Annotated in this window: 24 protein-coding genes and 1 pseudogene; 13 read left to right on the top strand and 12 right to left on the bottom strand. The window is 71.1% G+C overall.

Annotation, left to right across the window (positions count from 1 at the left end):
• Positions 1-206 precede the first annotated feature (206 nt).
• Entirely contained in the window at positions 207-626 is a 420-nt protein-coding gene (locus tag ACH442_RS38670) for a hypothetical protein (protein ID WP_396343080.1), read from the top strand.
• 261 nt (positions 627-887) lie between these two features.
• Positions 888-1,170 (top strand): annotated as a pseudogene (locus ACH442_RS38665) (transposase); the annotation flags it as partial.
• Positions 1,171-1,226: 56 nt separating this feature from the next.
• Here ACH442_RS38665 and ACH442_RS38660 read toward each other — a convergent pair.
• Together ACH442_RS38660 and ACH442_RS38655 are read right to left on the bottom strand one after the other, a co-directional pair.
• On the bottom strand, positions 1,227-1,571 hold the full coding sequence (locus tag ACH442_RS38660) for a DUF899 family protein (RefSeq protein ID WP_396343084.1): 345 nt from the start codon (positions 1,569-1,571) through the stop codon (positions 1,227-1,229).
• A gap of 132 nt (positions 1,572-1,703) precedes the next feature.
• On the bottom strand, positions 1,704-2,645 hold the full coding sequence (locus ACH442_RS38655) for a sigma-70 family RNA polymerase sigma factor (protein ID WP_396343079.1): 942 nt from the start codon (positions 2,643-2,645) through the stop codon (positions 1,704-1,706).
• A 284-nt stretch (positions 2,646-2,929) separates the two neighbouring features.
• On the opposite strand from ACH442_RS38655, the gene ACH442_RS38650 reads away from it, so the two are divergent.
• Both ACH442_RS38650 and ACH442_RS38645 read left to right on the top strand, forming a co-directional pair.
• A complete protein-coding gene (locus ACH442_RS38650) occupies positions 2,930-3,340 on the top strand; it encodes a hypothetical protein (RefSeq protein WP_396343078.1) in 411 nt (136 codons plus the stop codon).
• A 20-nt stretch (positions 3,341-3,360) separates the two neighbouring features.
• Entirely contained in the window at positions 3,361-3,795 is a 435-nt protein-coding gene (locus ACH442_RS38645; protein WP_396343077.1) for a VOC family protein, read from the top strand.
• A gap of 39 nt (positions 3,796-3,834) precedes the next feature.
• Here the strand turns inward: ACH442_RS38645 and ACH442_RS38640 are convergent, their stop codons facing one another.
• From ACH442_RS38640 to ACH442_RS38630, 3 genes are all read right to left on the bottom strand, one after another.
• On the bottom strand, positions 3,835-4,377 hold the full coding sequence (locus tag ACH442_RS38640; protein ID WP_396343076.1) for a hypothetical protein: 543 nt from the start codon (positions 4,375-4,377) through the stop codon (positions 3,835-3,837).
• Between the two features lie 28 nt (positions 4,378-4,405).
• Positions 4,406-5,572, bottom strand: coding sequence for a hypothetical protein (locus tag ACH442_RS38635; RefSeq protein ID WP_396343075.1), 1,167 nt, complete (start codon positions 5,570-5,572; stop codon positions 4,406-4,408).
• A 402-nt stretch (positions 5,573-5,974) separates the two neighbouring features.
• Positions 5,975-6,523, bottom strand: a complete 549-nt coding sequence (locus ACH442_RS38630) for a sugar O-acetyltransferase (RefSeq protein ID WP_396343074.1) — start codon at positions 6,521-6,523, stop codon at positions 5,975-5,977.
• A gap of 481 nt (positions 6,524-7,004) precedes the next feature.
• Here ACH442_RS38630 and ACH442_RS38625 point away from each other — a divergent pair, with 481 nt between their 5' ends.
• From ACH442_RS38625 to ACH442_RS38615, 3 genes are read left to right on the top strand one after another with little or no spacing between them, the layout of a single operon-like run.
• Positions 7,005-9,797 (top strand): FAD-binding and (Fe-S)-binding domain-containing protein, encoded by a 2,793-nt coding sequence (locus ACH442_RS38625; RefSeq protein ID WP_396343073.1) that lies wholly within the window; start codon positions 7,005-7,007, stop codon positions 9,795-9,797.
• Positions 9,794-10,189, top strand: coding sequence for a GNAT family N-acetyltransferase (locus tag ACH442_RS38620; RefSeq protein WP_396343072.1), 396 nt, complete (start codon positions 9,794-9,796; stop codon positions 10,187-10,189). Before ACH442_RS38625 ends, ACH442_RS38620 begins: the two co-directional genes overlap by 4 nt.
• Before the next feature lie 40 nt (positions 10,190-10,229).
• Positions 10,230-11,249: a hypothetical protein gene (locus tag ACH442_RS38615; protein ID WP_396343071.1), complete on the top strand. Its 1,020-nt coding sequence runs from the start codon at positions 10,230-10,232 to the stop codon at positions 11,247-11,249.
• A gap of 60 nt (positions 11,250-11,309) precedes the next feature.
• Here the strand turns inward: ACH442_RS38615 and ACH442_RS38610 are convergent, their stop codons facing one another.
• The gene (locus tag ACH442_RS38610; RefSeq protein WP_396343070.1) at positions 11,310-12,947 is read right to left on the bottom strand and encodes a PHP domain-containing protein; all 1,638 of its coding nucleotides are present in this window, start codon (positions 12,945-12,947) and stop codon (positions 11,310-11,312) included.
• 206 nt (positions 12,948-13,153) lie between these two features.
• Here ACH442_RS38610 and ACH442_RS38605 point away from each other — a divergent pair, with 206 nt between their 5' ends.
• Genes ACH442_RS38605 through ACH442_RS38595 form a run of 3 tightly spaced genes read left to right on the top strand, consistent with a single transcriptional unit; the run spans position 13,154 to position 15,599 of the window.
• Positions 13,154-14,095, top strand: a complete 942-nt coding sequence (locus ACH442_RS38605; RefSeq protein WP_396343069.1) for an ABC transporter ATP-binding protein — start codon at positions 13,154-13,156, stop codon at positions 14,093-14,095.
• Complete coding sequence (locus ACH442_RS38600; RefSeq protein ID WP_396343068.1) at positions 14,092-14,841, top strand: ABC transporter permease; 750 nt, start codon at positions 14,092-14,094, stop codon at positions 14,839-14,841. The genes ACH442_RS38605 and ACH442_RS38600 overlap by 4 nt, the downstream gene beginning before the upstream one ends.
• The gene (locus ACH442_RS38595; RefSeq protein ID WP_396343067.1) at positions 14,838-15,599 is read left to right on the top strand and encodes an ABC transporter permease; all 762 of its coding nucleotides are present in this window, start codon (positions 14,838-14,840) and stop codon (positions 15,597-15,599) included. Before ACH442_RS38600 ends, ACH442_RS38595 begins: the two co-directional genes overlap by 4 nt.
• Here the strand turns inward: ACH442_RS38595 and ACH442_RS38590 are convergent.
• On the bottom strand, positions 15,596-15,787 hold the full coding sequence (locus tag ACH442_RS38590) for a hypothetical protein (RefSeq protein WP_396343066.1): 192 nt from the start codon (positions 15,785-15,787) through the stop codon (positions 15,596-15,598). The two genes, ACH442_RS38595 and ACH442_RS38590, sit on opposite strands and share 4 nt — an antisense overlap.
• A 114-nt stretch (positions 15,788-15,901) precedes the next feature.
• Entirely contained in the window at positions 15,902-16,849 is a 948-nt protein-coding gene (locus tag ACH442_RS38585; RefSeq protein ID WP_396343065.1) for an iron-containing redox enzyme family protein, read from the bottom strand.
• Positions 16,850-16,899: 50 nt separating this feature from the next.
• Here ACH442_RS38585 and ACH442_RS38580 point away from each other — a divergent pair, with 50 nt between their 5' ends.
• A complete protein-coding gene (locus ACH442_RS38580; RefSeq protein ID WP_396343064.1) occupies positions 16,900-17,109 on the top strand; it encodes a CDGSH iron-sulfur domain-containing protein in 210 nt (69 codons plus the stop codon).
• Positions 17,110-17,111: 2 nt separating this feature from the next.
• Here ACH442_RS38580 and ACH442_RS38575 read toward each other — a convergent pair whose 3' ends face one another.
• Positions 17,112-17,780, bottom strand: coding sequence for a DUF4166 domain-containing protein (locus ACH442_RS38575; protein WP_396343063.1), 669 nt, complete (start codon positions 17,778-17,780; stop codon positions 17,112-17,114).
• Positions 17,777-18,409 (bottom strand): hypothetical protein, encoded by a 633-nt coding sequence (locus ACH442_RS38570; RefSeq protein ID WP_396343062.1) that lies wholly within the window; start codon positions 18,407-18,409, stop codon positions 17,777-17,779. The genes ACH442_RS38575 and ACH442_RS38570 overlap by 4 nt, the downstream gene beginning before the upstream one ends.
• Positions 18,410-18,583: 174 nt before the next feature.
• Between ACH442_RS38570 and ligA the strand changes: the two genes are divergently transcribed.
• Positions 18,584-20,827, top strand: a complete 2,244-nt coding sequence (gene ligA, locus ACH442_RS38565) for an NAD-dependent DNA ligase LigA (RefSeq protein WP_396343061.1) — start codon at positions 18,584-18,586, stop codon at positions 20,825-20,827.
• A gap of 117 nt (positions 20,828-20,944) precedes the next feature.
• On the opposite strand, the gene ACH442_RS38560 is transcribed toward ligA, so the two are convergent.
• Positions 20,945-21,739 (bottom strand): RNA polymerase sigma factor SigF, encoded by a 795-nt coding sequence (locus tag ACH442_RS38560; RefSeq protein WP_396343060.1) that lies wholly within the window; start codon positions 21,737-21,739, stop codon positions 20,945-20,947.
• Positions 21,740-21,916: 177 nt separating this feature from the next.
• Complete coding sequence (locus ACH442_RS38555) at positions 21,917-22,357, bottom strand: MarR family winged helix-turn-helix transcriptional regulator (RefSeq protein ID WP_396343059.1); 441 nt, start codon at positions 22,355-22,357, stop codon at positions 21,917-21,919.
• An 87-nt stretch (positions 22,358-22,444) separates the two neighbouring features.
• Between ACH442_RS38555 and ACH442_RS38550 the strand changes: the two genes are divergently transcribed.
• Positions 22,445-23,089: an MBL fold metallo-hydrolase gene (locus ACH442_RS38550; protein ID WP_396343058.1), complete on the top strand. Its 645-nt coding sequence runs from the start codon at positions 22,445-22,447 to the stop codon at positions 23,087-23,089.
• Positions 23,090-23,244 lie beyond the last annotated feature (155 nt).

The following is a 23,244-nucleotide window of genomic DNA, read 5'->3' as shown; positions in this document are numbered from 1 at the left end:
GCACTGCTGGAGGCCTTCACCTGTTCGCGAGATGGATCAACAATCCTCAGATCGAGTGGTCACACTTCCTCGACCAACGTCCCCGGATATCACACTTAGCCGTCGGCCTTGTCGCCGCGCTCGCGAGAGCGAGATCAGCGGCAGTTGAGGACGCCCTCGCTCAGGGGGTCCGGTCCAGCGAGCAGTGAGCGGGATACTGTCTGCGGGTGATCGCTACCCCCTTGTCGGACGTCATGGCGGAGCACGCGGACGCGGGCAGCCCGGAAAGCTACGGTCGGTTCCTGAGGTTGTTTGCTGACTCCGTGGTGGGCATTGTTGGCGTCAGCACCACGCCGGACGACGGGCCGGGACTGCTCTCGGTCGGTGAGCTCGGCGCTGGGCGCACGAGCTACGGCGACGGACAATTGCGGATCCTCACCTTTGCCGATCCGGAGATCGCGTCGCGAACGCCCGGCTCGCAGTGCAATGCCGGTATATCCGGCCAGGTTCTGTTGCAGATGGCCGTGGTGGATCCCGGCTGCGTAGGCATTCTGGTCAACTGCGCGACCCGTCCGATCAGCCTGATCATCACGAAGGAGGCCGCGCAAGAGCTGCTGGAGGGCACCACCACCGCCGAGCCCTCGTGACGGTAAGGTACGGTTCCCCGCCGGGGGCCGGGCGAGCATATCGCGATCGGTGTGCAGGGGTGCTCTATCCGCCGCCCGGGCTGCCTCAATCCGCACCTGTTCAGCACGCGCGGCGGCACTGCGGTCTCGTCCGCCCTACCCGACCACCCGGATCCTGGCCGCGCCGACCGAGGCGTCAGATCGCTCGGGAGCGAGCCCTTCGACCAGGCCGCAGGACGGCGGCAGCAAGGCAGTACCGCACAAGTCCATTGTCGGCTGGGCCTGCGCTTGGCCCGGCCCCTCGCCCAGGACCTACACCGGCCGTGGGAACGCCCGATGGCGCCGGAGCGGCTCACCCCGGCCCGGGTGCGGCGGGGGTTTCGGAACCTGCGTGCGACCAGCCCTCCGCCAGCGTATGTGTCCACACCCAGCCGTCCGGGCCCCGGCCGCCCGCAACCGGCAGTCCGCCGCTCGCCACGACGTTGGACTCATCCTGGTCACCGGCCGGGCACACCAACGACGGGCCCACCACGAGAAGGGCACCAAGCCCCGCCGAACTGGTTGAACGGCAGGCTGAGAGGTGCTTCCGACCGGCGAATACAACGCCGGGCGCCAGCCCCGCTAGCTCAGCCGGCACTCAGCGGTGCCACCGAGCGACGGAAGCAACGCTGAGCACCAGCCCCGCCAGCCCCGCCGACTCGGCTGAGGGTAAGGGGTGTTGCCCGGGCTCGGATGCAGCGCGAGTGCCGGCCCGGGGCCGGGGCGCGCCGTGGAACAGGGATCAGTCGAAGGTGGGGATGGCGCCACGGGAGACGTTCGAGCGGCCCTTCGGCTCCTCCAGTCCTCCTGTCGGCCCAGCGCCGTCATGTCGAGGAAGCCGTACGACCCGCCGAACTGCTCGGTGCCACGGGCGAACGTCGAGTACGTGTGGGACACCGCGTCGTCCGCGCGCAGGAAGCAGCTCATGCCGGGTTGTTCCATCGGCTGGTTCGCGGGGTCGAGCAGCCAGTCCATGCCGGCCGCGCGCGGTTCGCCGGGCCCGCGGTAGTTGAATTCGAGGCGATGATCCACTCATCGCGGGACACGATTTCCGGAAGATTAGTCATGACCCTCTGACGAACGGGCCGGCCCGGAGTAGACGGCCGGCAGCCCGAAAACCTCGAACAGTCGCGTGTCGAGGAAGTTGTGCAGGCCGGCGATGCGGTCGCCGCGCACGTCGATCAGCTGGATCGACCAGGCCGTCCACCGGTCGCCGTCACGCCGGTAGTGCGCGTGGCCGGGCATGCCGTTACCGGTGATCGGAATCAGTCGAGAGTCGCGGCATTTAGCGCCCGGCCCGATGCAGAAGCGGCCGATCTCGGCGGCGCCCCGGATCCACGCGGCGATCGGCGGCATGGACTGGACCGCGTCCTCGTGCAGGAGTGTGACCAGAGTGTCCACGTCGTAGCGTTCGAAGGCTTCGGCATAGCGCGTGACCAGCGCCTGCTCGTCGTCGCTGAGCTGCGGCCCGGAGGCGCCCTCGTGCGCGGCCAGGGTCGCCCGGGCCCGCAGCAGCATCGCGTTGACCGCGCCCGTGCTCGCCTCCAGCAGCGAGGCGACCTCGGCCGCCTGCCAGGCCAGCACGTCGCGCAGGATCAGGACGGCTCGCTGCCGGGCCGGGAGGTGCTGCAGCGCGGCGACGAACGCCAGCCGGATCGTCTCGCGGTCGGCGACGACGTCACCGGGGTCGGTCGGCAGCGGGGTCAGCCACAGTTGCTCGGCCGGCTCGGCCGGCGAGAACGTGTCGACCACCGAGGCCGGCCCGAGGTCCATCGGCACGGCCCGCCGGCCCCGGTCGCGGATCAGGTCCAGGCAGACGTTGGTGGCGATCCGGTAGACCCAGGTGCGATAGGAGGAGCGGCCCTCGAAGCTCGCCTCCCGCCGCCACGCGCGGATGATCGTCTCCTGGGCCGCGTCGTCGGCCTCGAACGCCGACCCGAGCATCCGGTAGCAGTACCCGACCAGCTCGGGCCGCAGCTCAGCAAGCATCTCGGCCGTCATGCCGCGATCCTAACGAGAGGGTCTGACAAAGTTCCGGCGGTGACAACGCGTCGACTTCTGTCTCTTGTCGGGCTGTCGTCGCCGAGTCACTGGGGCAGCACGTGGATCTCATCGAGGACCGGAGCACACGCCGTCCGCCGCTGGAGGACCTGCGCCGGACACCACTGGGCAGCATCGATCCGTTGCGGCGGCCGAGGTCGCCCGGGCCGAGGTCCGGGACGCCCGCGACCACGGGCGCATCGACTCGGCGCTCTTCTCCTCCCACGTCCAGCATCAGCCAGTTCGTGCTGAAGGTCGCCAGCCGGTGCGACCTGAAGTGCGACTACTGCTACGTCCACGAGCACGCCCTGCCCCTGGCCCGGACCAGTGCCGGCGTGCTGCGCGACACGCTCGGGCCGGCGCACCCGTCGACGATGGCGGCCGACAACAACCTGGCCCTGCTGCTGATCGAGAACGGTCAGCGCGACGCCGGGCATGACGTGCTGGCCGACGTGGTGCAACGACTCGCGGTGGCGCTCGGGGACAACCACCCGGACACGTACGTCAGCGGGGCCAACCTGGCCATCGCCGAGAAGGGCGACCACGTCGCGGTCGTCGACCGGCTCGCCGAACGGGTCGGTCCCGGGCATCCGGTCGTGCGGGCGTTGCAGCGCCGGCACCGCGTCCGCCGTGTGCTGGACCCGCACACGTACTGACGGTCCCCTATGGTGAGCGGATGGCATCGGTCAAACAGTTCCAGGTCACGTTCGACTGCAAGGATCCCGAACGGGTCGCCCGTTTCTGGTGCGAGGTGCTGGGCTACGAGGTGCCCCCGCCGCCGGCCGGCTTCGCGACGTGGGCCGACTACGAGACCTCGCTGCCGGCCGAGAAACGCGGCGAATGGTTCGCGGCCAAGGACCCGACCGGTGTCGGCCCGCGGCTGTTCTTCCAGCGGGTGCCGGAGGGCAAGGTCGTCAAGAACCGGGTGCACCTGGACGTGCGCGTCGGCACCGGCCTCGTCGGCGACGAGCGCCTGGCCGCCCTGCGCGCGGAGGCGGCCCGGCTGGTCGCGCTCGGTGCGGTCGTGGTGCAGGAGTTGATCGCCGACGGGGTGAACGAGTCCTGCATCCCGATGCTCGACATCGAGGGCAACGAGTTCTGCGTCGACTGATCCGGGTGGGCCGGGCGTCACGTCACCCGGGACGCCCGGTCAGTTCCAGTCCTCCCACATGTAGTACCAGTCGGCGTCGATGCGCTGGAACTCCAGCTCACCCGGTTTGGCCTGCGGCAGGGTGTACCCGGGGTGGTAGATGATCGAGTCCAGCCGGTACGGATTGACCGTGTCGATCGCCAGCTGCGCCTCGTCCAGCGTGCCGCCGGCCCCGTAGGTGATCGTGACCTGGTCCACGTCGTACGGCAGATCCTTCAACGCGGCCCGCAGCTGCGCGAAGTGCGCCCGCGACGCGTCGTCGAACAGCTGATACCCGGCCTCGCGGGTGCAGGTCGACGACAGCTGACTCGCCCGCTTCTCCCGATCGTCGGCGTACACCTGGCATCCGTCCCCGGCGCGCAGGAACGTGACGTGCTCCCGGGCCAGCGCCTGCACCACCGGCAGGGACTTCGCGGCCCGGTCGTACAGGATCGGGCTCAGCCCCTCGTCGAAGTGATCCTTGATCGCCACGACGCCCAGCGCGACGATCGCCACGAGGATCAGCGCCATGACGCGCCGCGTGGCCTTCCGCCTGTCCGACATGCCGCGATGCTAGTGACGATGGTCAACATCAGTCCCAGTCCACGGTCTGCGCCCCCGGCAGCTCGTCGACGGCGCTGCGATCCTCCCGGGCCAGGATCTCCAGCAGCCCGGCCGCCTCGGCGACGGTCACGACCCGGCCCCGCGACTGCTTCGTCGCCGGGTCCGGCGTCTCCAGCCACAGGTCGCCGTCGTCGGTGCACTCCACCTGGATCACCGCATCCGAGCGGGACGTGAAGACAGCCCAGCTTCCGGGGGTACGGCGGATCTGCCGGTCCAGCCGCGCCACACAGTCGCCGACCGACTCCATCCGCGGCAGCGACGCCCAGCCGCGGTCCTCGGTCTGATAACGCAACTCCAGCACGTCGGGCTCCGGTGTGCCCGCGACAACCGTGACCGGCTCGCCCGGCTCCCCCCGGAACAGCGGGCCGAGCCGGGCCCACAGCTCACGCCGGGGCAGATCGACCGGGACCGTCGCACCGTCCGGGAACGTCAGCGTGCCGGTCCCCCGGTCCCAGCGGCGCTCCAGCACGAGAGTGTGACCGGCCATGCTGCGGACCTCGACCCGAACGCCGGCCGGGCCGTCCGGGGCGACCGCGGTCAGCATCCGCTCCGCCTGCCACGGATGGAACCGCTGTGAACGCCGCATCACACCGCCCGGCCAGTCGTCGAGCAGGCGGGCGTCGGCGCGCGGGACCGGATGCCGATCCCAGTTGTCGAGGCGGTGAGCGAGGCCGGTGCCGTGCGACGAGATCGCGCCGTGAAACTCCTTCTCACTCTCCCCCACCCGAATCTCACTGCGATGCACCGCCACCACAGTCACCTCCGGTCCGTTCCCGCTCTCGCCCGGTCCGCCGCGGGCGTCGCCCCGCCCGCCGCTGCTGTCGGCCACCGGGTCGAGGCCCAGCACCAGGGCGCGGTCGAGCCGGACACCGGGCAGCTCGACGGCAACCGGCTGAATCGTGCCGGTCGCGACCGGCGGCACGTCGAGCAGCACCCGCGCGACATCCTCACGGAACGACCCGGCCCCGGCCCGCAGCACGGTCACCCGCCCGTCACGCACCCGATGAACGGTGGTGACCTCTCCACCGGGCCGCCGGACCGTGTCGATCAGCACGTCATGCCCACCGATCACGGCCGTGGTCACCGCACCGGGACGCTCCTGCCGGATCCGCGCGGCAATCTCCTCGTCGGTCATCCCCCCATTTGATCAACCCTGGGCCGCCGGTCGTCGCGCACCCCGGATCAACCCCGTTTCCCGGTACGCCGCGAGCCCCCGCCCGTAGCATCCCCCCGCGACCTCCACCCGTCCCCGGCCAGGCTGCCGCGCGCACCTTCCGGGCTGGTCAGCAGGTAGGGCCGGCCGGCGAGCCGGACCGTTTTTGATCGCGTCCCGATAGGAGAGCCGCAGCTGGCGGCGCATCGCGGCGTCGCTGACGACGCGGCGGTCGGCGACGGTCATCTGTCCCCACAAGCCGGAACCACCCCCGCTGGGCGGCAGAGGTGTTTCACCGGGCCCAAGGCACCACCGATGCCCGGCCGGTGCCGCTCGGCCGGGTGCCAGGGGTGGATCGGGGCGCGTGGACGGAGGGTGACGACCTCAGCGGGGCAGGTGCTTCCGTTCGATGTGGCTGGTGGCGGTCACCACCGTCATCGGCGGTACGTCCTTCGCGATCACCGCGCCCGCACCTACGACCGAGCCGCGACCGATCGTGACGCCCGGGGTGATCGTCGCCGCCGCACCGATCCAGACGTCGTCCTCGATCACGATCGGCGCGTACGTGAGGAAGTCGAACCGCTCGGCGACCTCGACCGGGTGCCCGGCCGTGCTCAACGTGACCCGCGGACCGATCAACACCCGGTCACCGATCGTGATCCCGCCGAAGTCCAGGAAGAAGCAGCCCTGATTGATGAAGACGCGCTCCCCGAACGACGCCCCCAGCCCGTAGTCGCACTGGAACGGCGGCAGGATCGACAACGACTCGGGAACCGTCCCACCGAAGATCTCGGTCAGCACCGCCCGGCGGCCGCCGAGGTCATCAAAGGCCAGGGCGTTGAACTGCGCCGACAGACTCATCGCGACCTGGACCCGCTCGGCGAAGGCTCTCGACTCGGGCGTCCGGGTCCGCAGTCGTTGCTCGTCACGCACGGCGCGATGCTCCCACAGCACGTCAGCGGGCACCCGCGCGGTAGGGGCCGGGGTCGTGCTCGTGTCGTCGCCGCGCCCGCCGGCACACCGCCTAAGGCATCCTAGGAGGATAGGATCATTGCCCGGCCGGACGCAATGGGAGCCGGTCGCCGGGCCGGCAACCCGGCGAAGGCCGACTTGCCGTAGCCGGTCCGCCCGACCACGCCCCCGCGCTCACCGGCCTCGATACGCAGTGACACGTCGCGCAGGACGAGCGGCCGCCCGAAGCGGCACGCCCACGAGGGCCGCCGGTGAGGAGGCCGGACCGCCCGGCGGCGGGGCCGGTCCGCCCGGCGCACCCCGCTCGCCGCCCTCTTCCTCGGGCGGGTGCGCCGGGCGGGAGTGTGAGGTAGTCCCGAGCAGCGGGAAGGCGCCGACGGCCGGAACCAGCATGTCGGTAATGTGCTGGGACTGACCGCCGAGAGATTGTTCTGGAAACGACGTGACGACCGCTGCTGTCTCGACCGACCTCGTCCAGAGCCTGGCCCGCGCCGGGGTGCCCGACGTGCTGACCGACACGGCACACCGTTCGGCCTACGCCAGCGACGCCTCGCTGTACCGGGTGGTGCCGCAGGCGATCGTCCGGCCGCGGCACGACGACGACGTGCTGGCGACGCTGGCGGTCTGCCGGGAGCTGGGAATTCCGATCACGGCCCGGGGCGCGGGCACCTCGGTGGCCGGCAACGCGATCGGCCCGGGCGTGATCCTCGACTTCAGCCGGCACATGAACAAGGTGCTGGAGGTCGACGGGGAGGCGCGGACGGCACGGGTCCAGGCCGGCACCGTCCAGGCGACCCTGCAGGCGGCGGCGCGGCCGTTCGGGCTGCGGTTCGGGCCCGACCCGTCGACGCACACCCGCTGCACGATCGGCGGCATGATCGGCAACAACTCCTGCGGGTCACGGACCCTGGGCTACGGGCGTACGTCCGATAACGTTCTTGACCTGAAAGCCTTCACGATCGACGGCGAGAACCTGATCGAGTCGAAGATCGTCGACGAGCTGCGCGACCTCGTCGGGGCGAATCTCGCGGTCGGGCGGACCGAGTTCGCGACTTTCGGGCGGCAGGTCTCGGGATACGCGGTGGAGCACCTGCTGCCGGAGAACGGGTTCAACCTCACCGAGTTCCTGGTCGGCAGCGAGGGCACCCTGGCCGTGATCACCGAGGCCACGGTGCGTCTGGTCGCCGATCCGAAGTACCGCACGCTGGTCGTGCTCGGCTACCCGGACTTCGGCACGGCCGGTGACGTCATCCCGGCCATCCTGGAGTTCAAGCCCACCGCGTGCGAGGGGCTCGACCACCGGATCTGCGACGTGGTCCGCAGCCGCCGCGGGCCGGACGCGGTGCCCCCGCTGCCCGGTGGCACCGCCTGGCTGATGGTCGAGATCGCCGGCGACGACCGGGACGACGTCCGGTCCCGCACGGAGAAGCTCGTCGAAGCCGCCCAGGCGATCGACCACCTGATCGTCGAGGACCCGGCGAAGGCCGCGCCGCTGTGGAAGATCCGCGAGGACGGGGCCGGGCTGGCCGGGCGCGCGCCGAGCGGGCTCCCGGCGCACGCCGGCTGGGAGGATTCCGCGGTGCCGCCGGCGAAGATCGGGGCGTACCTGCGCGACTTCGACGCGCTGGGTGAGCGGCACGGGCTGAGCATGATGCCGTACGGGCATCTGGGCGACGGCTGTGTGCACGTGCGGCTGGACTTTCCGCTGGACAAGCCGGGTGGGCCGGGCAAGTTCCGGGCGTTCCTGGAGGACGCGGCCGATCTCGTGGTCAGTTACGGCGGGTCACTTTCCGGGGAGCACGGGGACGGGCGGGCGCGCAGCGAGCTGCTCAGCCGGATGTACTCGCCGGCCGCGATGACCCTGTTCCGGCAGATCAAGCACACGTTCGACCCGTCGAACCTGCTGAACCCGGGCAACCTCGTCGACCCGGACCCGGTCGACGCCAACATCCGGGTCTCGCAGGCCCGGCCGGTGCGGACGGAACTGGCTCTCGCCTATCACCACGACGGCGGAGACTTCAACCAGGCGGTGCACCGGTGCACCGGGGTGGGCAAGTGTCGCGCGGACACGACCGTGCTCGGCGGCGTGATGTGTCCCTCCTTCCTGGCCACCAAGAACGAGAAGGACTCGACGCGCGGACGGGCGCGCGTCCTGCAGGAGATGCTCGACGGGGACCTGGCGCCGGACTGGCGCTCGGAGGCCGTACACGATGCTCTGGATCTTTGTTTGTCCTGCAAGGGATGCGCCTCGGACTGCCCGACCGGGATCGACATGGCGGCGTACAAGTCCGAGGTGCTGCACCAGAGCTTCAAGGGGCGGACACGGCCGCGCTCGCACTACTCGCTCGGGTGGTTGCCCCGGTGGTCCCGGCTGGCGTCGAGGATGCCGGCCCTCGCGAACCTGATGACCAGCCTGCCCGGCGTGCGAGGGCTGGCCCTGTGGCTCGCCGGTGTGGACTCGCGGCGGTCGATCCCGACTTTCGCCCCGCGGACGTTCAAAGCCGGCTTCACGCCGGTGAAGACCGGTAAGCCGGTCATCCTGTTCGTGGACAGTTTCACCGATCACTTCGCGCCGTCGATCGCACAGGCCGCGGTCGACCTGCTGGTGGACGCCGGCTATGCGCCCCAGGTGACCAGCAGGAAGGCGTGCTGCGGGCTGACCTGGATCAGCACCGGGCAGCTCGACGCCGCGCGGCGCATCCTCGGCACGACCGTGAACGAGCTGCACCAGGCGGTCAAGAAGGGCATCCCGATCGTCGGCCTGGAGCCGTCCTGCACCGGCGTGCTGCGTCAGGACGCGGTCGAGCTGGTCGACAACGAGGCCGCCCGCGAGGTCGCCGCCGCGACCCGGACCGTGGCGGAACTGCTCGCCGCCACCCCCGGCTGGACCCCGCCGTCGCTCGCGGGCGTACGGGTGATCGCCCAGCCGCACTGCCACCACCACGCCGTGATGGGCTGGGAGGCCGACGCCAAGCTGCTGAAGCAGACCGGGGCGACGGTCAAGCGGCTCGGCGGGTGCTGCGGGCTCGCCGGCAACTTCGGGGTGGAGCGCGGGCACTACGAGGTGTCGGTCGCGGTCGCCGAGCAGCAGCTCCTGCCCGCCCTGTCCGAGGCCGAGGAGGGGGACGTCTTCCTCGCCGACGGGTTCTCGTGCCGGACCCAGGCCGACGACCTCGCCGACGTCTCGGGCGTGCACCTGGTCCAGTTGCTCGCCGACGCCCTCCCCCGCACATGATCCGGACCTTCGCCTGGGACGACTACGACTCGGTCGCCACCGTGTGGGTGGCGGCCGGGGCGGACGTCCTCCCGCGCGCCGAGCTGGAGACGAAGCTGGCCCGCGACCCGGAGCTGTTCCTGGTCTCCGCCCCGGACGGCGTCGTCGCCGGGGCGATCCTCGGCACCTGGGACGGGCGCCGGGGCTGGATCTTCCGCCTGGCGGTGGACCCGGGGCACCGTCGTCAGGGCATCGCGACAGCGCTGGTCCGTGAGGTGGAGGCGCGGTTCCGGGCGATCGGGTGCCCGCGGATCAACCTGCTGGTGCTGCCGCACAACGAGGCCGGGCTGCGGTTCTGGCAGGAGCTGGGATACCTCCCGGTGCCGGACGTGCTCTGCACCAAGCCTCTCTGAGCACGCCCCGGCGGCCGGAGTTCTCCGGGGTGGCACCGGCATGGTCGAATGGGGCATGCTGCTCGCCCCGATGCTCGCGGCCGCGGTGGCGGCCGGGCCGGTCTGCAAGATCGACGACAAGCGTCTGGACGAGTTGTCCGGGCTCGTCGCCACCGCTGACGGCTACGTGGTGGTGAACGACGGGGCCGACCAGGCCTCGCACCGGAAGATCTTCTACCTGTCGAAGAAGTGTGCGGTCCAGCGCACGGTGTCGTACCCGTCCCGGCCGCGGGACACCGAGGATCTGCAACTGGGCAAGGACGGCACTCTCTGGGTCGCGGACATCGGCGACAACGGCTCGTCGCGGGACACCGTCGCGCTGTGGAAACTCGCTCCCGGCGCGTCGGAGCCGTCGCTGCTGCGGTTGTCCTATCCCGACGGGGCGCACGACGCGGAGGCGCTGCTCATCGCGCCGGACGGGTCGCCGATCATCGTGACGAAGACCGCGGGGTCGGCCGGCATCTATGTGCCGGCCGGGCCGCTGAGGTCCGGGGGGACGACGGCGCTGAAGTCCGCCGGGTCGGTCTCGGTTCCGATCACCGCGACCAGCAATCCGTTCTCGTTCGCCGGTCGACTGCTGGTCACCGGGGCGGCGACCAGCCCGGACGGGTCGCGCGTGGTGCTGCGCACCTACGCCGATGCCTTCGAGTACGACGTGACCGGCGGTGACGTGGTCGCAGCGCTGACCTCGGGCACGCCACGGCAGGTCGCGCTGCCGGACGAGCCGCAGGGTGAGTCGGTCGCCTACACGGCCGACGGAACGGCGCTGGTGACCGTTTCCGAGGGCTCCAAGCCTTCGCTCATGCGCTATCCGCTGCCCGACGCACCCGCTCCCGTTGCGGCGTCGTCCCCGGCGCCGTCGTCCCCGGCGCCGGTGGCATCGCCGTCGACGGACGTGGCGCCGGCCCGGGCGAGCGGCAACAAGCCGTCCCGCCTGCCGCTCGTGCTCTTCCTGATCGCCGGAACGGCCGCGGTGCTGGCGGCTGCGGTCGCCCTTCTGCGGCGCAGCCGCCGCTCGTAGTCACCGGCCGCCGGTCACTGACCGTCGTTCCCGTGGCGGGCAAGCCGGCCCCGGCCGCCCTCACACCGCGTCTATGAAGATCGGGTTCGTGTAGAGCCAGGTGTCCAGCCACGGGTCGCCGTCGCCCGGCGTGTGAGCGATCGGCCCGTGCGGGTCGATCCCGGCACCCAGCAGACCGGCCCCGTGCCGCTTCCCGTCCGAGCCGCGGACCCGGACGTATCCGGAAGCCGTGACCTTGCCCAGCGGGATGCGAACCGTGTATCGGCCGCTGCGCCGGGAGACGTCCACGGTCTCGGCCACGCGCGTGTCCGGCGCCCGCCAGGAGTCCCGGTCCACCGGCGGGCGGCCGGTGACCAGGCCACGGATCACGTCGAGATGAGCCAGTCGCGGCACGACACCGTGATAGTTGGGACGTGACGCGCTGTCGACCGTGACGGTCAGCGTGATCCGCTCCCCGCGGCGCACGCGCAGCCGCCCGCCCAGCGTCGCGGAGTGACCGTGGGCCGAGGAGAGCCGCACGTCGATGCCGTCGGCGAGCTGGCCGTGGTCGACCCAGACACGCCCGGCGCGCAGGCCTGCCATCACCTCGCGGTGTCCGAAACGGGTCACGCCCACGTGCGTACGGGAGAACTGCCCCGGCCAGAAGTCACTGCCGGGCTGCTCCACGCCGGTCTCGACCGGGTCCGGCACCTTGCCGAGGCTGTCGAAACCGCTGCCGGCCGGGTAGTCGCCGTTGCGCAGCGTGTCGTGCACCGTCCGGTGGTTGTCCGAGTTGGTGGTGATCGAGAAGAGCCGGCCCTCGGCGAGCAGCGCGTCCCACAGGCCGCCGACCGTGGCGGTCATCCAGTCGAAGCCGCCGTAGGTGACGTAGGCGTCGAGCGGATAGCCGGGGTGGGACTGGGCGGACGGCTTGTTCTCGTACTCGCCGCGGATGCTGGTCGCGCCGCGCAGGCCGGGCAGCGCCGCACCCTGCGCGCCGGGTGCACCCTCCATCCCGATCATGATGCCGGGGGCGGCGTCGCGCCACGCGCGGATCTCGTGCGGGGAGTCGATGCCGAGCCGCGACGGGTGGTTGGCCAGCACCAGCGCGTCGTCGAGGTAACCGGAGGCCTTCTGCGCGGCGAGCCATTCGAGGGCGGCCACGGCCAGGGCTTCGTTCGCGGCGGTGCCCTCGGTCCGGGCGAGGAGCTTCCCGTCGAAGGACTGCTCGAACTGGCGCAGCACGTCGGCCTCGTGATCGCCGGGCGGCGTGAAGACGGTCGCGTGCTCAGCTCCGGGGATGTACCACTCCAGGCCCTGGAAGATCAGCAGGCGCGGGTTCTCGGCGCGGGCGGTGACGATGTCGGCGTGCTCCTGGGCCGCGCCGAGGTTTCCGTGACCGACGTTGCTGTGCTCGGTGAGCACCATCCAGTCCAGACCGAACTGCGCGCCGCGACGGGCCGCCTGCGACAGGGTGTACTTCGCGTCGTGGCTGTACTGCGTGTGCACGTGGTGGTCGCCGACGAGGTAGACCAGCTCGGGGTCAGGATTCGTGGCACTCGAGGCGGCGGCCGGCACGGTGGCGGGCACTGCCGTGGTCGCGGCGAAGGCCGCACCGAACAGGCCGGCACGCTTCAGGATGCCGCGACGGCTGAGACCCTGAGAATCAAGATCATTTTCCGGTACGGCGGGGTCGGCCCACTCGGGCAGCGCACTCATGAGCTACGACCGTAGGCACGCGCGCGGATCCGGGCCTGACTCACACATGGCGAACCGATGATCTCCTCATGACCACGCGTGTCACCTCCGAGCCGGCGCCGCTGGGCCGGCCTCGGGGCCACTTGTCGACGTACGAGAAAGTCTTGGTTTTTCTGTTCTTTGTTTATTTCTTGCGCCCGACAGTTCGTGACTTGTAGCGTTCGGTCGTGGATGACGCGGGGGTGCTGGTCAGTGCACGGGGATTGACCAAGGTCTACGTGGGGCCGCCGGAGCACGTCGCGGTCGGCGGGATCGACTTCGACGTGCGGCGCGGGGAGGCGTTCGGATTTCTCGGGCCGAACGGGGCCGGGAAGTCGACGACGATGCGGATGATCGGATGCGTGTCGCCGCGCAGCGGTGGTGAGCTGAGCATTCTCGGCCACGACGCCGCGCGCGACCGGCGGGCGATCAAGGCGCGGCTCGGGTCGGTGCCGCAGGACGACACGCTCGACACCGAGTTGACCGTCGAGGAGAACATTCTGATCTACGGGCGGTATTTCGGGCTGCGGCGCGGCCTGATCCGAGAGCGGACCGACCGGCTGCTCGAGTTCGCGCGGCTCACCGACAAACGGACCAGCCGCGTCCAGGATCTCTCCGGTGGCATGCGACGCCGGCTGACGATCGCGCGGTCGCTGGTCAACGAGCCGGACCTGCTGCTGCTCGACGAGCCGACGACCGGGCTCGACCCGCAGGCCCGCCACCTGCTGTGGGAGCGGCTGTTCCGGCTCAAGCAGGACGGCGTCACGCTGATCCTGACCACGCACTACATGGACGAGGCGGAGCATCTGTGCGACCGGCTGGCCGTGATGGACGGCGGCACGATCGTCGCGCACGGCTCACCGCGGGAGCTGATCGAGCGGTATGTCACCCGCGAGGTCCTGGAGTTGCGATTTGCCCTTGACCAGCACGAACAGGCGGCCGAGAAGGCGCAGGGCATCGGCGAGCGGATCGAGGTGCTGCCCGATCGGCTGCTCTGTTACACCACCGACGGCGAGGCCGCGCTGGAGGAGGCCGGGCGGCGCGGGCTGGATCCGCTGACCGCGCTGGTCCGCCGCGCCGGTCTGGAGGACGTGTTCCTCACCCTGACCGGACGGACGCTGATCGAATGACCACGACGGGCTTTCCAGCCGTGCACGAATTCGGCTACTGGTGGCATCGTTACCGCCGCACCTGGCGTGGCACCGCCGTGATCAGCATCGCGAATCCGCTGCTGTTCGTCACCGCGCTCGGCTTCGGCCTGGGCAGACTGGTCGACGAGCGGAACAGCGCCTACCTGCACGGCGGCTCCTACCTGGCATTCATCGGCCCGGGTCTGCTCGCCGCGTCGGCAATGCAGATGGGCTTCATCCACGGTTCCGGCCCGGTCTTCCAGTCCGCGCGCATCGGCGGCAACTACCGGGCCGCCGTCACGACGCCGATGGAACCCTCCGACATCTTCACCGGGCACCTGCTGTTCACCGCGTTCCGCGCGACCCTCGACTCGGCCGCGATCCTGCTGGTTCTGCTCGTCTTCCGGGCCGCGTCGCCGGCCGCGCTGCCCGGCGCGGTGCTCACCGCCCTCGGATTCGCCACCCCGATCTCGGCGTACGCCGTGAGCACCGATCGCCCCGCGAAACTCAGCGCCCTGTTCCGCTTCGTGATCATGCCCTTGTACGTGTTCTCCGGCACGTTCTTCCCGGCCGAGCAACTCCCCGGCCCGCTGCGGACGCTCGTCTGGATCAGCCCGTTGTGGCACGGCACCGAGTTGTGCCGCGGTTCCGGCCCGATCGTCGTCCACGTGCTCGTCCTGCTGGCACTGATCGTCATCGGTTATCCGGCCGGGCGGCGCGCCTACACCCGGAGGCTCACCGCATGAGCGCCGCCGTCCTCGTCGAACGCAACCTGATGATCTACAAGCACACTTGGTACGTGCTGCTCGCCGAGATCTTCGAGCCGATCCTCTACCTGCTCAGCATCGGGGTCGGCATCGGCGTCCTGGTCGGCACGGTCACCGGCGTGACCGGCGGATCACCGGTGCGCTACGCCGCTTTCGTCGCACCGGCGCTGCTGGCGACCGCGGCGATGAACGGCGCCATGAACGAGACGACGTTCCTGATGTTCGGCAAACTGAAGACCGATCGCACGTACGAGTCGATGCTCGCCACCCCGCTGTCCGAACGCGACGTGGCCCTGGGCGAGATCGCGTGGGCGGTGCTGCGCGGCACGCTCGTGAGCCTGGCGTTCCTTGCCGTGATCACCACGTCCGGCCTGGTCGAGTCGCCGTGGGCGATCCTGGTCGTCCCCGGCGCGGCCCTGATCGCGTTCGCGTTCGCGACGGCGGGCGTGGTGGTCGTGACGTTCCTGCGGGACTGGCAGGACATGCAGTACATCCAGCTGGTGATGCTGCCGATGTTCCTGTTCGCGACGACGTTCTACCCGCTGTCGGTGTACCCGCGCCCGGTGCAGGTCGTGGTGCAGTGGCTACCGCTCTACCAGGCGATCGAGCTGCTGCGGAACCCGGCGCTCGGCATCCTGTCCCCGAGGATCCTGATCGCGGCCGGCTACCTGGCAGCGATGGGCGCCCTCTGCCTCGCCGTGGCCGTCCGCCGCCTCGGCCGCACCCTCGCCGCCTAGCCGGGCCTCACCGTGGTTGTCCGGGACGAGCGCGGGGTGATGATCGGCACCGCGCTGATGTCCGGGCCGGCCGTCAACTCCCCGGCCTCGCCGGCGTGCTGCTTCGCGGTGATCACGCCGGCTTCGGACGCGCCGCGGGGCAGCACCTCGGCGGTCCGCTGGCCGATGCCCCGCCCGAGCCGCTGCACGGGCAGCGCGACCGTGTGTTCGTCGTCCTCCCGGAACTGCGCGGCGGCGTCGAGTACGGGAGCTTTGTCCTGGTCCCGACCTTGTCGGATACCACGTCGACGGCGACCGAGACGTCACACCCGCAACGACGACCCTCCCGAGGCCCACGCGTCCAGCACCGACCGCGCCCACGCGTTGTCGATCTCCAGCGCGCACTTCGCGCCCCACAGCACCTGACCGGCCAGTTCCGGCTCGTCGCGGGCGAACGCCCCGCACAGGTCGTGCGCCGCGATCTGCTCGTGGACCGCGTCGGCCTCGACGTGCTCGTCGTAGAACGCGGTCGCGCTGGCGTCCCCGCCGAGCCGGCGCAACCCGTTCGCGTAGGCGCGGTTCGGCAGGGAGGACGTCATCTCGTACGCCGCGAGGTGCCCGAGGAGCGCGCCGCGGCGGGCGCGGTGCAGCCCGAAGTACGACATCAGGTTGTTCACCGCGAGCGCCGGCGCCGGCACCACGCCGACGTGAGCGCCGTAGGTCAGGTCGAGCCCGAACCACGACATGGTCTGCTTGAAGAGCTCCTGGTGCATCTTGTGGACGGCGCCACCGCCGTACTCGTCGATCTGGATCTCCAGCAGAGCGGCCTTGACCCGCCCGCCCAGCCGGGGGATCGCCCAGCTGTGCGGGTCGGCCTCGCGCAGGTGATAGACCGAGCGGTGGGTGACGAACTCGCGGAACTGCTCGTGGGTGGCGCGTCCGCGCAGGTAACCGGAGAGCGACGGCCCGTCGTCGGCGGCCACGATCGCCGCGAGCGCGGCCGGGACCGTCTCCGGGTCGGCGGGTTCCGGCCGGCCGAGCCCGGCCGCGAAGCGTTCCTCCAGGCCGGCGCGGAGGCGCAGCATGTCGAGGTTCCATTCCCAGGCGTCGTCGACGCCGTCCCAGGACCGGTAGGACAGCTCGTAACAGATGAACAGCGACAGCTGGAGGTCCTCGTCGTCGTCCGGTTCGGCGAGTGCGAGCGGAGACGCACCGCCCAGGGCGCCGATCAAGGTGTCCGACAGTGATCCCCGCGGGGAGGGCAGCTTCATGGGCGGCCTGATTCCCGTTTGCGCCGCCGCGAAACGGGGATCCCTGCGGCATGACTTCGATCATCACTCCGTACGAGGACGGCCCGCTCATCGTGCGCGGCGACTTCGAGCTCCGGACCGCCGACGGAGAGCCGATCGATCCGTCCCGCGGCACGATCGCGTTGTGCCGGTGCGGCAAGTCCGCGATCAAGCCGTTCTGCGACGGCACGCACAAGACGATCCAGTTCAAGGCCCCGGGCGACGACTCACGCAAGGGGTGAGGTCAGGCCGGGTTCTCCCGAAGGGGCAGGACCGCGGCCGGCACGGGAGATCCAGCCCGTACGTAGGAGGCCCGGAACGTCCCGTGATATCCGAAGAGCGGGCCGAAGCGCCGGTTCGTCACCGTCACCCGGATCCGGAAGCACCCCGCGGCATCGTCCCACGACTCGCGCACCTCGGCGTCCCCGAGAACCAGCCGGGGGCAGCGCAGCCCGCCGCGGAACACCTGGGCGCCACTACGGATCCGCAGGCCACCCTGCCCGTCGGTGCTCACGTCGAGGTCGACGGCGAGATGCTGGGTGGTGCCCAGGTAGTCGACGACGACGTTCCGCCCGGGGTGGTAGACCATGGTGGCGTCGAAGCGGCGGCGCCGGTGCGGACGGACCTGGAACGTGCGGACGAAGGTGAGGGTCGGACGGCCGTACGTGTCCGGATAGGCATAGTTCTCGATGGTGAACGGGATGTTCGCGCCGGTCTCCGGGAACAGGATGTGCCGTAGCGTCCCGGCGTGCAGGAACGGCGCGGTGAACGCCCCGCCGCGCCACACCCGGTCCATCGTGCCCATGCCCACGCAGCCCTGGTCGCGCTCGCCGTCGACGCCGAGGCGACGCTGCAGTTCGGGGTGCAGCCGGTCGAAGTCGTCGCCCAGCGCCTGCTGGAACACCGAGGTCATCGTGCGGTTTCCTTCCGGGGGCGGCGACGGCATCGGCGCGCGGCCGGCGTCAGCGGATGCGGGGGCAGCAGGACGGCCGGGACGGCGAGGAGCCACCAGCCGGTGACGATCGCGACCACGACCAGCGTCGCGCGCAGCACGAACTCGGCGACGGCGTGCCGCCGGGCGCGCTCGGGCGGGACCCCGCGCTCGAGCCAGAGCCGCAACCGGTCGAACGACCAGGCGGTGGCCCAGCCGAAGAGCGGCCCGAACACCACGTCGATCACGCGGCCGGGGCGTCCCCAGCGAGGGCGGTAGGCATACCCGGTGAGAAACTTGATCCCGGACGGGGTCGGCTCGTAGCGCCAGTATCCGGAGCCGTCGCGGATCAGTGACCGCCGGTCGTCGGAGCCGAACCGTAGTGCCGAGACCCCGCTGCCGTCGGGCCGGCGGCGCTCGCCGCTGGGCACGCCGTAGCCGCTGATCTCCACCCCGGGCAGCACCGAGGTGGCGTAGGTGAAGGATCCGTCACCCGGATCGATGCGGCCGAACCGGACGTCCCACCGGGCGTGCCGGCGCGGATCCTGGGTCGCCGCCCAGAGCCGATCCATCGGCGCGTCGATGATCGTCTCCACATAAACCCTGGCCACAGGCCCTCCCGCCGGGTTGAGCGACTGCTCAAACGTAGCAGTCTTGAGCGTTCGCTCAAACCCCTCGGGATCAGAAACTTCTTTTCCGTACGCCGTGCGCCACCCCCGCGTTTTGTCAGACCCCTCCGGTATCAAGGTCACTGACACCGCAACCAGCGACGAAACGAGTGCACGATGCCGACCGAGCCCGAGATCGCCCCCGTCGTCGACGCGGCGCACGCCCAGCCGTTCGACTCCGCCGACGACTATCGTGCGGCGGTCGAGCGGGTGCGGGCGGCCGCGTCGTCCTACTACGCCGGCACCGACCTGGCCATGGACGACGCGACGTATGACGCGCTGCTGGCCCGGGTCACCGCGACCGAGGCGGCACAGCCCGGGTGGGCCGTCGCCGGCTCCCCGGCCGAGGTGGTCGGGGCCGGTGGCGGTGTGGTCGGCGACGTCGAGCACAGCACCCCGATGCTCAGCCTGGCCAACGTGTTCGACGAGGAGGAGCTGCGGGCCTGGGCCGCCCGCCTCGACAAGGTGCTGGGCCGCCCGGCCGCCGGTTACACGGTCGAGCCGAAGATCGACGGCATGGCCATCGCCGCGCGCTATGTGGACGGCGCGCTGGTCCAGGTCGCGACCCGCGGCGACGGCCGCGCCGGGGAGGACGTGACCGCGCAGGCCCGGGCCGTCGCCGGTCTTCCCGGCGAGCTGGCACGACCGGTGACGGTCGAGGTCCGCGGCGAGGTCTTCATGACCGACGAGGACTTCGCCAAGGCCAACGAGCTGCGCACGGCCCACGGCGGCCAGCCGTTCGCCAACCCGCGCAACGCCGCCGCCGGCACCCTGCGCGCGCAGGACCGGGCCTACGTGGCGCCGCTGTCCTTCCTTGCCTACGCGGTGCACGACCTGCCCGGCGGCGAAGGGCTCACGCACAGCGCCGCGATGGCGGCGATCGCCGAGCTGGGCGTCTCCACGACCGGCGGCTCGGCGGCCGGCATGGCGGTCTGCTCCACCGCGGACCAGCTGGTCGGCGCGATCGCGAACCTCGGGGCGCTGCGCGACAAGCTCGGCTTCGACATCGACGGCGTGGTGATCAAGGCGGACTCCCCCGCCGATCGGGACGCGGCCGGGTCGTCCAGCCGGGCGCCGCGCTGGGCCATTGCCTATAAGTTCCCCGCCGACACCCGCACGAGCCGCCTCGTCGGCATCGAGGTGCAGGTCGGGCGCACCGGCGTGATCACCCCGGTCGCCGTGATCGAGCCCGTCCAGGTCGGTGGCGTGGTGGTCACCTCGGCCACCCTGCACAACTTCGGCGACCTGGTCCGGCGGGACGTGCGGGTCGGCGACACGGTCTTCGTCCGCCGGGCCGGCGAGGTCATCCCTGAGATCACCGGCGCCAAGCTCGAGGAACGCCCGGAGGGCTCGGAGCCGTTCGCCGCGCCCGAGGTCTGCCCGCGCTGCGGCGGCGAGATCGACCGGTCGCAGAAGCGCTGGCGCTGCACCCAGGGCCGGGCCTGCGGCGCCACCGAGTCCCTCGCCTACTTCGCGGCCCGCGACTCGATGGACATCGAAGGGCTCGGCGACAAGGTGATCCGTGCCCTGGTCGCGGCCGGGATGGTCACCGACCCGGCCGACCTCTACGACCTGGACGTCGAGGCGGTGTCACAGCTGGAACGACTCGGCCGCACCTCCGCGGCGAAACTCGTCGCGAACATCGAGGGCTCCAAGCGGCAGCCGCTCTCCCGGGTGCTGACCGGCCTGGGCGTGCGGATGACCGGCCGGTCCATGTCACGGCGGCTCGCCCGGCACTTCGGCTCGATGGAGGCGCTGGGCGCCGCCACCGTCGAGCAGTTGCAGCAGGTCGAGGCGGTCGGGCCGGAACGCGCGGCGACGATCGCGGCCGAGCTGGCCGACCTGGCGCCGGTGATCGAGAAACTCGTCGCGCGGGGCGTCAACATGGTCGAGCCGGGCGTGACCCCGTTCGCCGACGCGCCCCCTGCGGCCGACGGGCCGCGCCTGCCGCTGCAGAAGGAGGACGGGTCGCCGATGACCGTGGTCGTCACCGGCTCCGTCCCGGGCCTGAGCCGCAACGAGGGCAACGAGGCCGTCGAGCGGCTCGGCGGCAAGTCCTCCGGGTCGGTCTCGAAACGCACCGACCTGGTCGTGGTCGGCGACGGCGCCGGCTCGAAGGCGACGAAGGCCGAGGAGCTGGGCCTGCGCATCATGCCGGCCGAGGAGTTCGCAGCCCTGCTCACCACTCACAACCCCCCCGAACTGACCCCACGGGCCAAGCCGGCCCCCGCCGGCCGCGCCGAGTCGCGGCTTCGGCGGGGCGTCAGCGGTGCTTCGACCGCCCCGAGACACACCGGAGAGCCGGCCGAGACCGCGCGGCCGGCGCGCAGTGGTGTTTCGGGTGGGCCGAGGCGGCGCTGAGGGTCGGCCGGAGGGCACGTGGCCGGCGGTCAGGGGTGGTTCGAGTGGGTTGAGACGGCCCGAGGCCCAGCCGGGGTGCCGGCTGGGCCTCAGGGGTGCTTCGGCAGACGGGGCGCGTCAGATGGCGGCGGCGCCGAGCTGCTTGCGGAGCTTGGCGAGGGCGCGGGTCAGCAGCCGGGAGACGTGCATCTGCGAGATGCCGATCTGGTCGGCGATCTGCGACTGGGTCAGGTTGCCGTAGAAGCGCAGGCTGACGATCTTCTGCTCGCGCTCGTCCAGGGTCGCCATCGCCGGGCCCAGCGCGACGCGCAGCTCGGCCTCCTCGAAGCCGGAGTCCATGCCGCCGAGCGTCTCGCCCAGCTCGGTGCCGCTGTCACTGATCGGCGTGGAGAGGCTGGTCGAGTTGTAGGCACGGGCACCTTCCAGCCCCTCGATCACCTCGTCCTCGCTGATGCCGAGGTGGGCGGCGATGTCGGCCACGGTCGCCGAGCGGCCCAGCTCGTGCGCGAGCGCGTTGTTGGCCGCGGTGATCGCCAGGCGCAGCTCCTGCAGCCGCCGCGGCACGCGCACCGACCAGGTCTTGTCACGGAAGTGCCGCTTCAGCTCACCGATGACGGTGGGCACCGCGAACCCGGCGAAGTCGACGCCGCGATCGGCCTCGAACCGGTCGACCGCCTTGATCAGCCCCATCACGGCGACCTGGTAGAGGTCGTCGCGCGGCTCACCCCGGTTGGCGTAGCGGTTGGACAGGTGCCGGGCCAGCGGCAGCCAGGCCTCGATGGCGCGGTCACGAAGCTGCGAGCGCGACGGGTGACCGACGGGCAGCGCAGCCATCGCGGTGATCAGCTCGCCGGCCGAATCCGTGCTGGTCGCAGCATCCGTCTCGACGGCGGTGTCAACGATGACGGTCATCAAACAACTCCCTGTCCGGTTCAGTCTCTCCCGCGTCCGCCGATGATCCAGCGAACTCGCGGCTCGTCATTCTCCGAACAGCACGAACCTGAAACCACCCGAACGGCCAACAAACTTTGCCCGTACGGCTGATCCACTCGCGTTCCCCGGTCTATATTGCCCACTTCCCAGCCGTTCTCACTGCTCCATCGCGGCGGAAAGTCGGTCCAGCAGGGTCGGCAGGACGGCGAGCATCTCCCGCTCGGCGGGGCTCAGGCGCTCGGCGATGGCGGTGGCCAGCAGGCGCCGCCGGGCCTGACGATCGGCGTCGAGCGCGGCGGCGCCGGCCTCGGTGAGGGTGATCACGAAGGCACGCCCGTCGTCGGGACTGGGCTGCCGCTCGACCAGTCCGAGCGCCTCCAGCTCGGCGACGGTCCGGCTCATGCTCTGATGCTTGACCCCCCGGTGCCCGGCCAGCTGGGCGATGGTCCGTGGCCCCTCGCGCAGGAGCAGGCCCAGTGCCTCGGAGCGGGTGCGCGGCAGCGTGTCCGCGCCCGTGCGCGTACCGCGCACGAGACGGCCGATCGACAGTCGCAGCCGCTCGGCGAGTTCTTCCTCTGGTTCGGCGCCCGTAGTCATCCGCCAACAATACAGCGAAGCTGTTCTTTCAACAGCTTTGTTGTACAGTTCAGCTGTATATCTGGGCTATGGCACGAGGAGAAGACCATGCGGTTGACCAAGCACACCCACGCCTGCGTCGCGTTCACCGGCGGCGGCGACGGCACCCTGCTCGTCGACCCCGGCACGTTCACCCCGGACGCGGCCAAGCTGATCGCCGAGGCGACCGCGGTGCTGGTGACGCACGAGCACTTCGACCACTTCGACGACGCGGCCCTGGCCGTGGAACTGGACCGGCGTCCGGAGCTGCGCGTCTACGGGCCGGCCGCGATCCGGGAGAAGCTGGGCGAGCGCGACGGCCGGGTGGTGGCCGTGCGCGCCGGTGACCGCCTCGAGGTGGCCGGCTTCCGGGTCGAGGTGCACGGCGAGCGGCACGCCCTCATCCACGAGGACATCCCGCTGGTCGACAACGTCGGTTACCTGGTCGAGGGGCGGGTCTTCCACCCCGGCGACTCCTACCGGGTGCCGGAGGCCGAGGTCGAGACGCTGCTGTTGCCGACCAGCGGCCCGTGGACCAAGCTCGGCGAGGCCGCCGAGTTCGTCCGGGCCGTCCGCCCGGCCCGGATGATCCAGGTGCACGAGCTGATGCTCAGCGAGCTGGGGCAGAACTCGGCCCGCATGCTGCTCGGCGAGAAGGGGCTGACCGGGCTGCCGCTGGAGATCCTGCCGGCCGGTGAGTCCACCGACGTGTGAGCACCCGCGCCGACTGTGGATGAACAGCCACGCTGCTCAACTTCATACAGTAATGCTGCCTGCTCGTGCCGCCGGCCAGGAGCCGCTCGGTCGCCTCGATGATCCGGGCCTTTCGACCACGGCGCGACGGCCGGCGCCGCCCGAGGACCGGCGGG

It is taken from the genome of Actinoplanes sp. NPDC020271, from assembly GCF_044388125.1.
In the GTDB taxonomy this organism is placed as follows: domain Bacteria; phylum Actinomycetota; class Actinomycetes; order Mycobacteriales; family Micromonosporaceae; genus Actinoplanes.
This window is presented reverse-complemented; position numbering and strand designations above follow the sequence as displayed.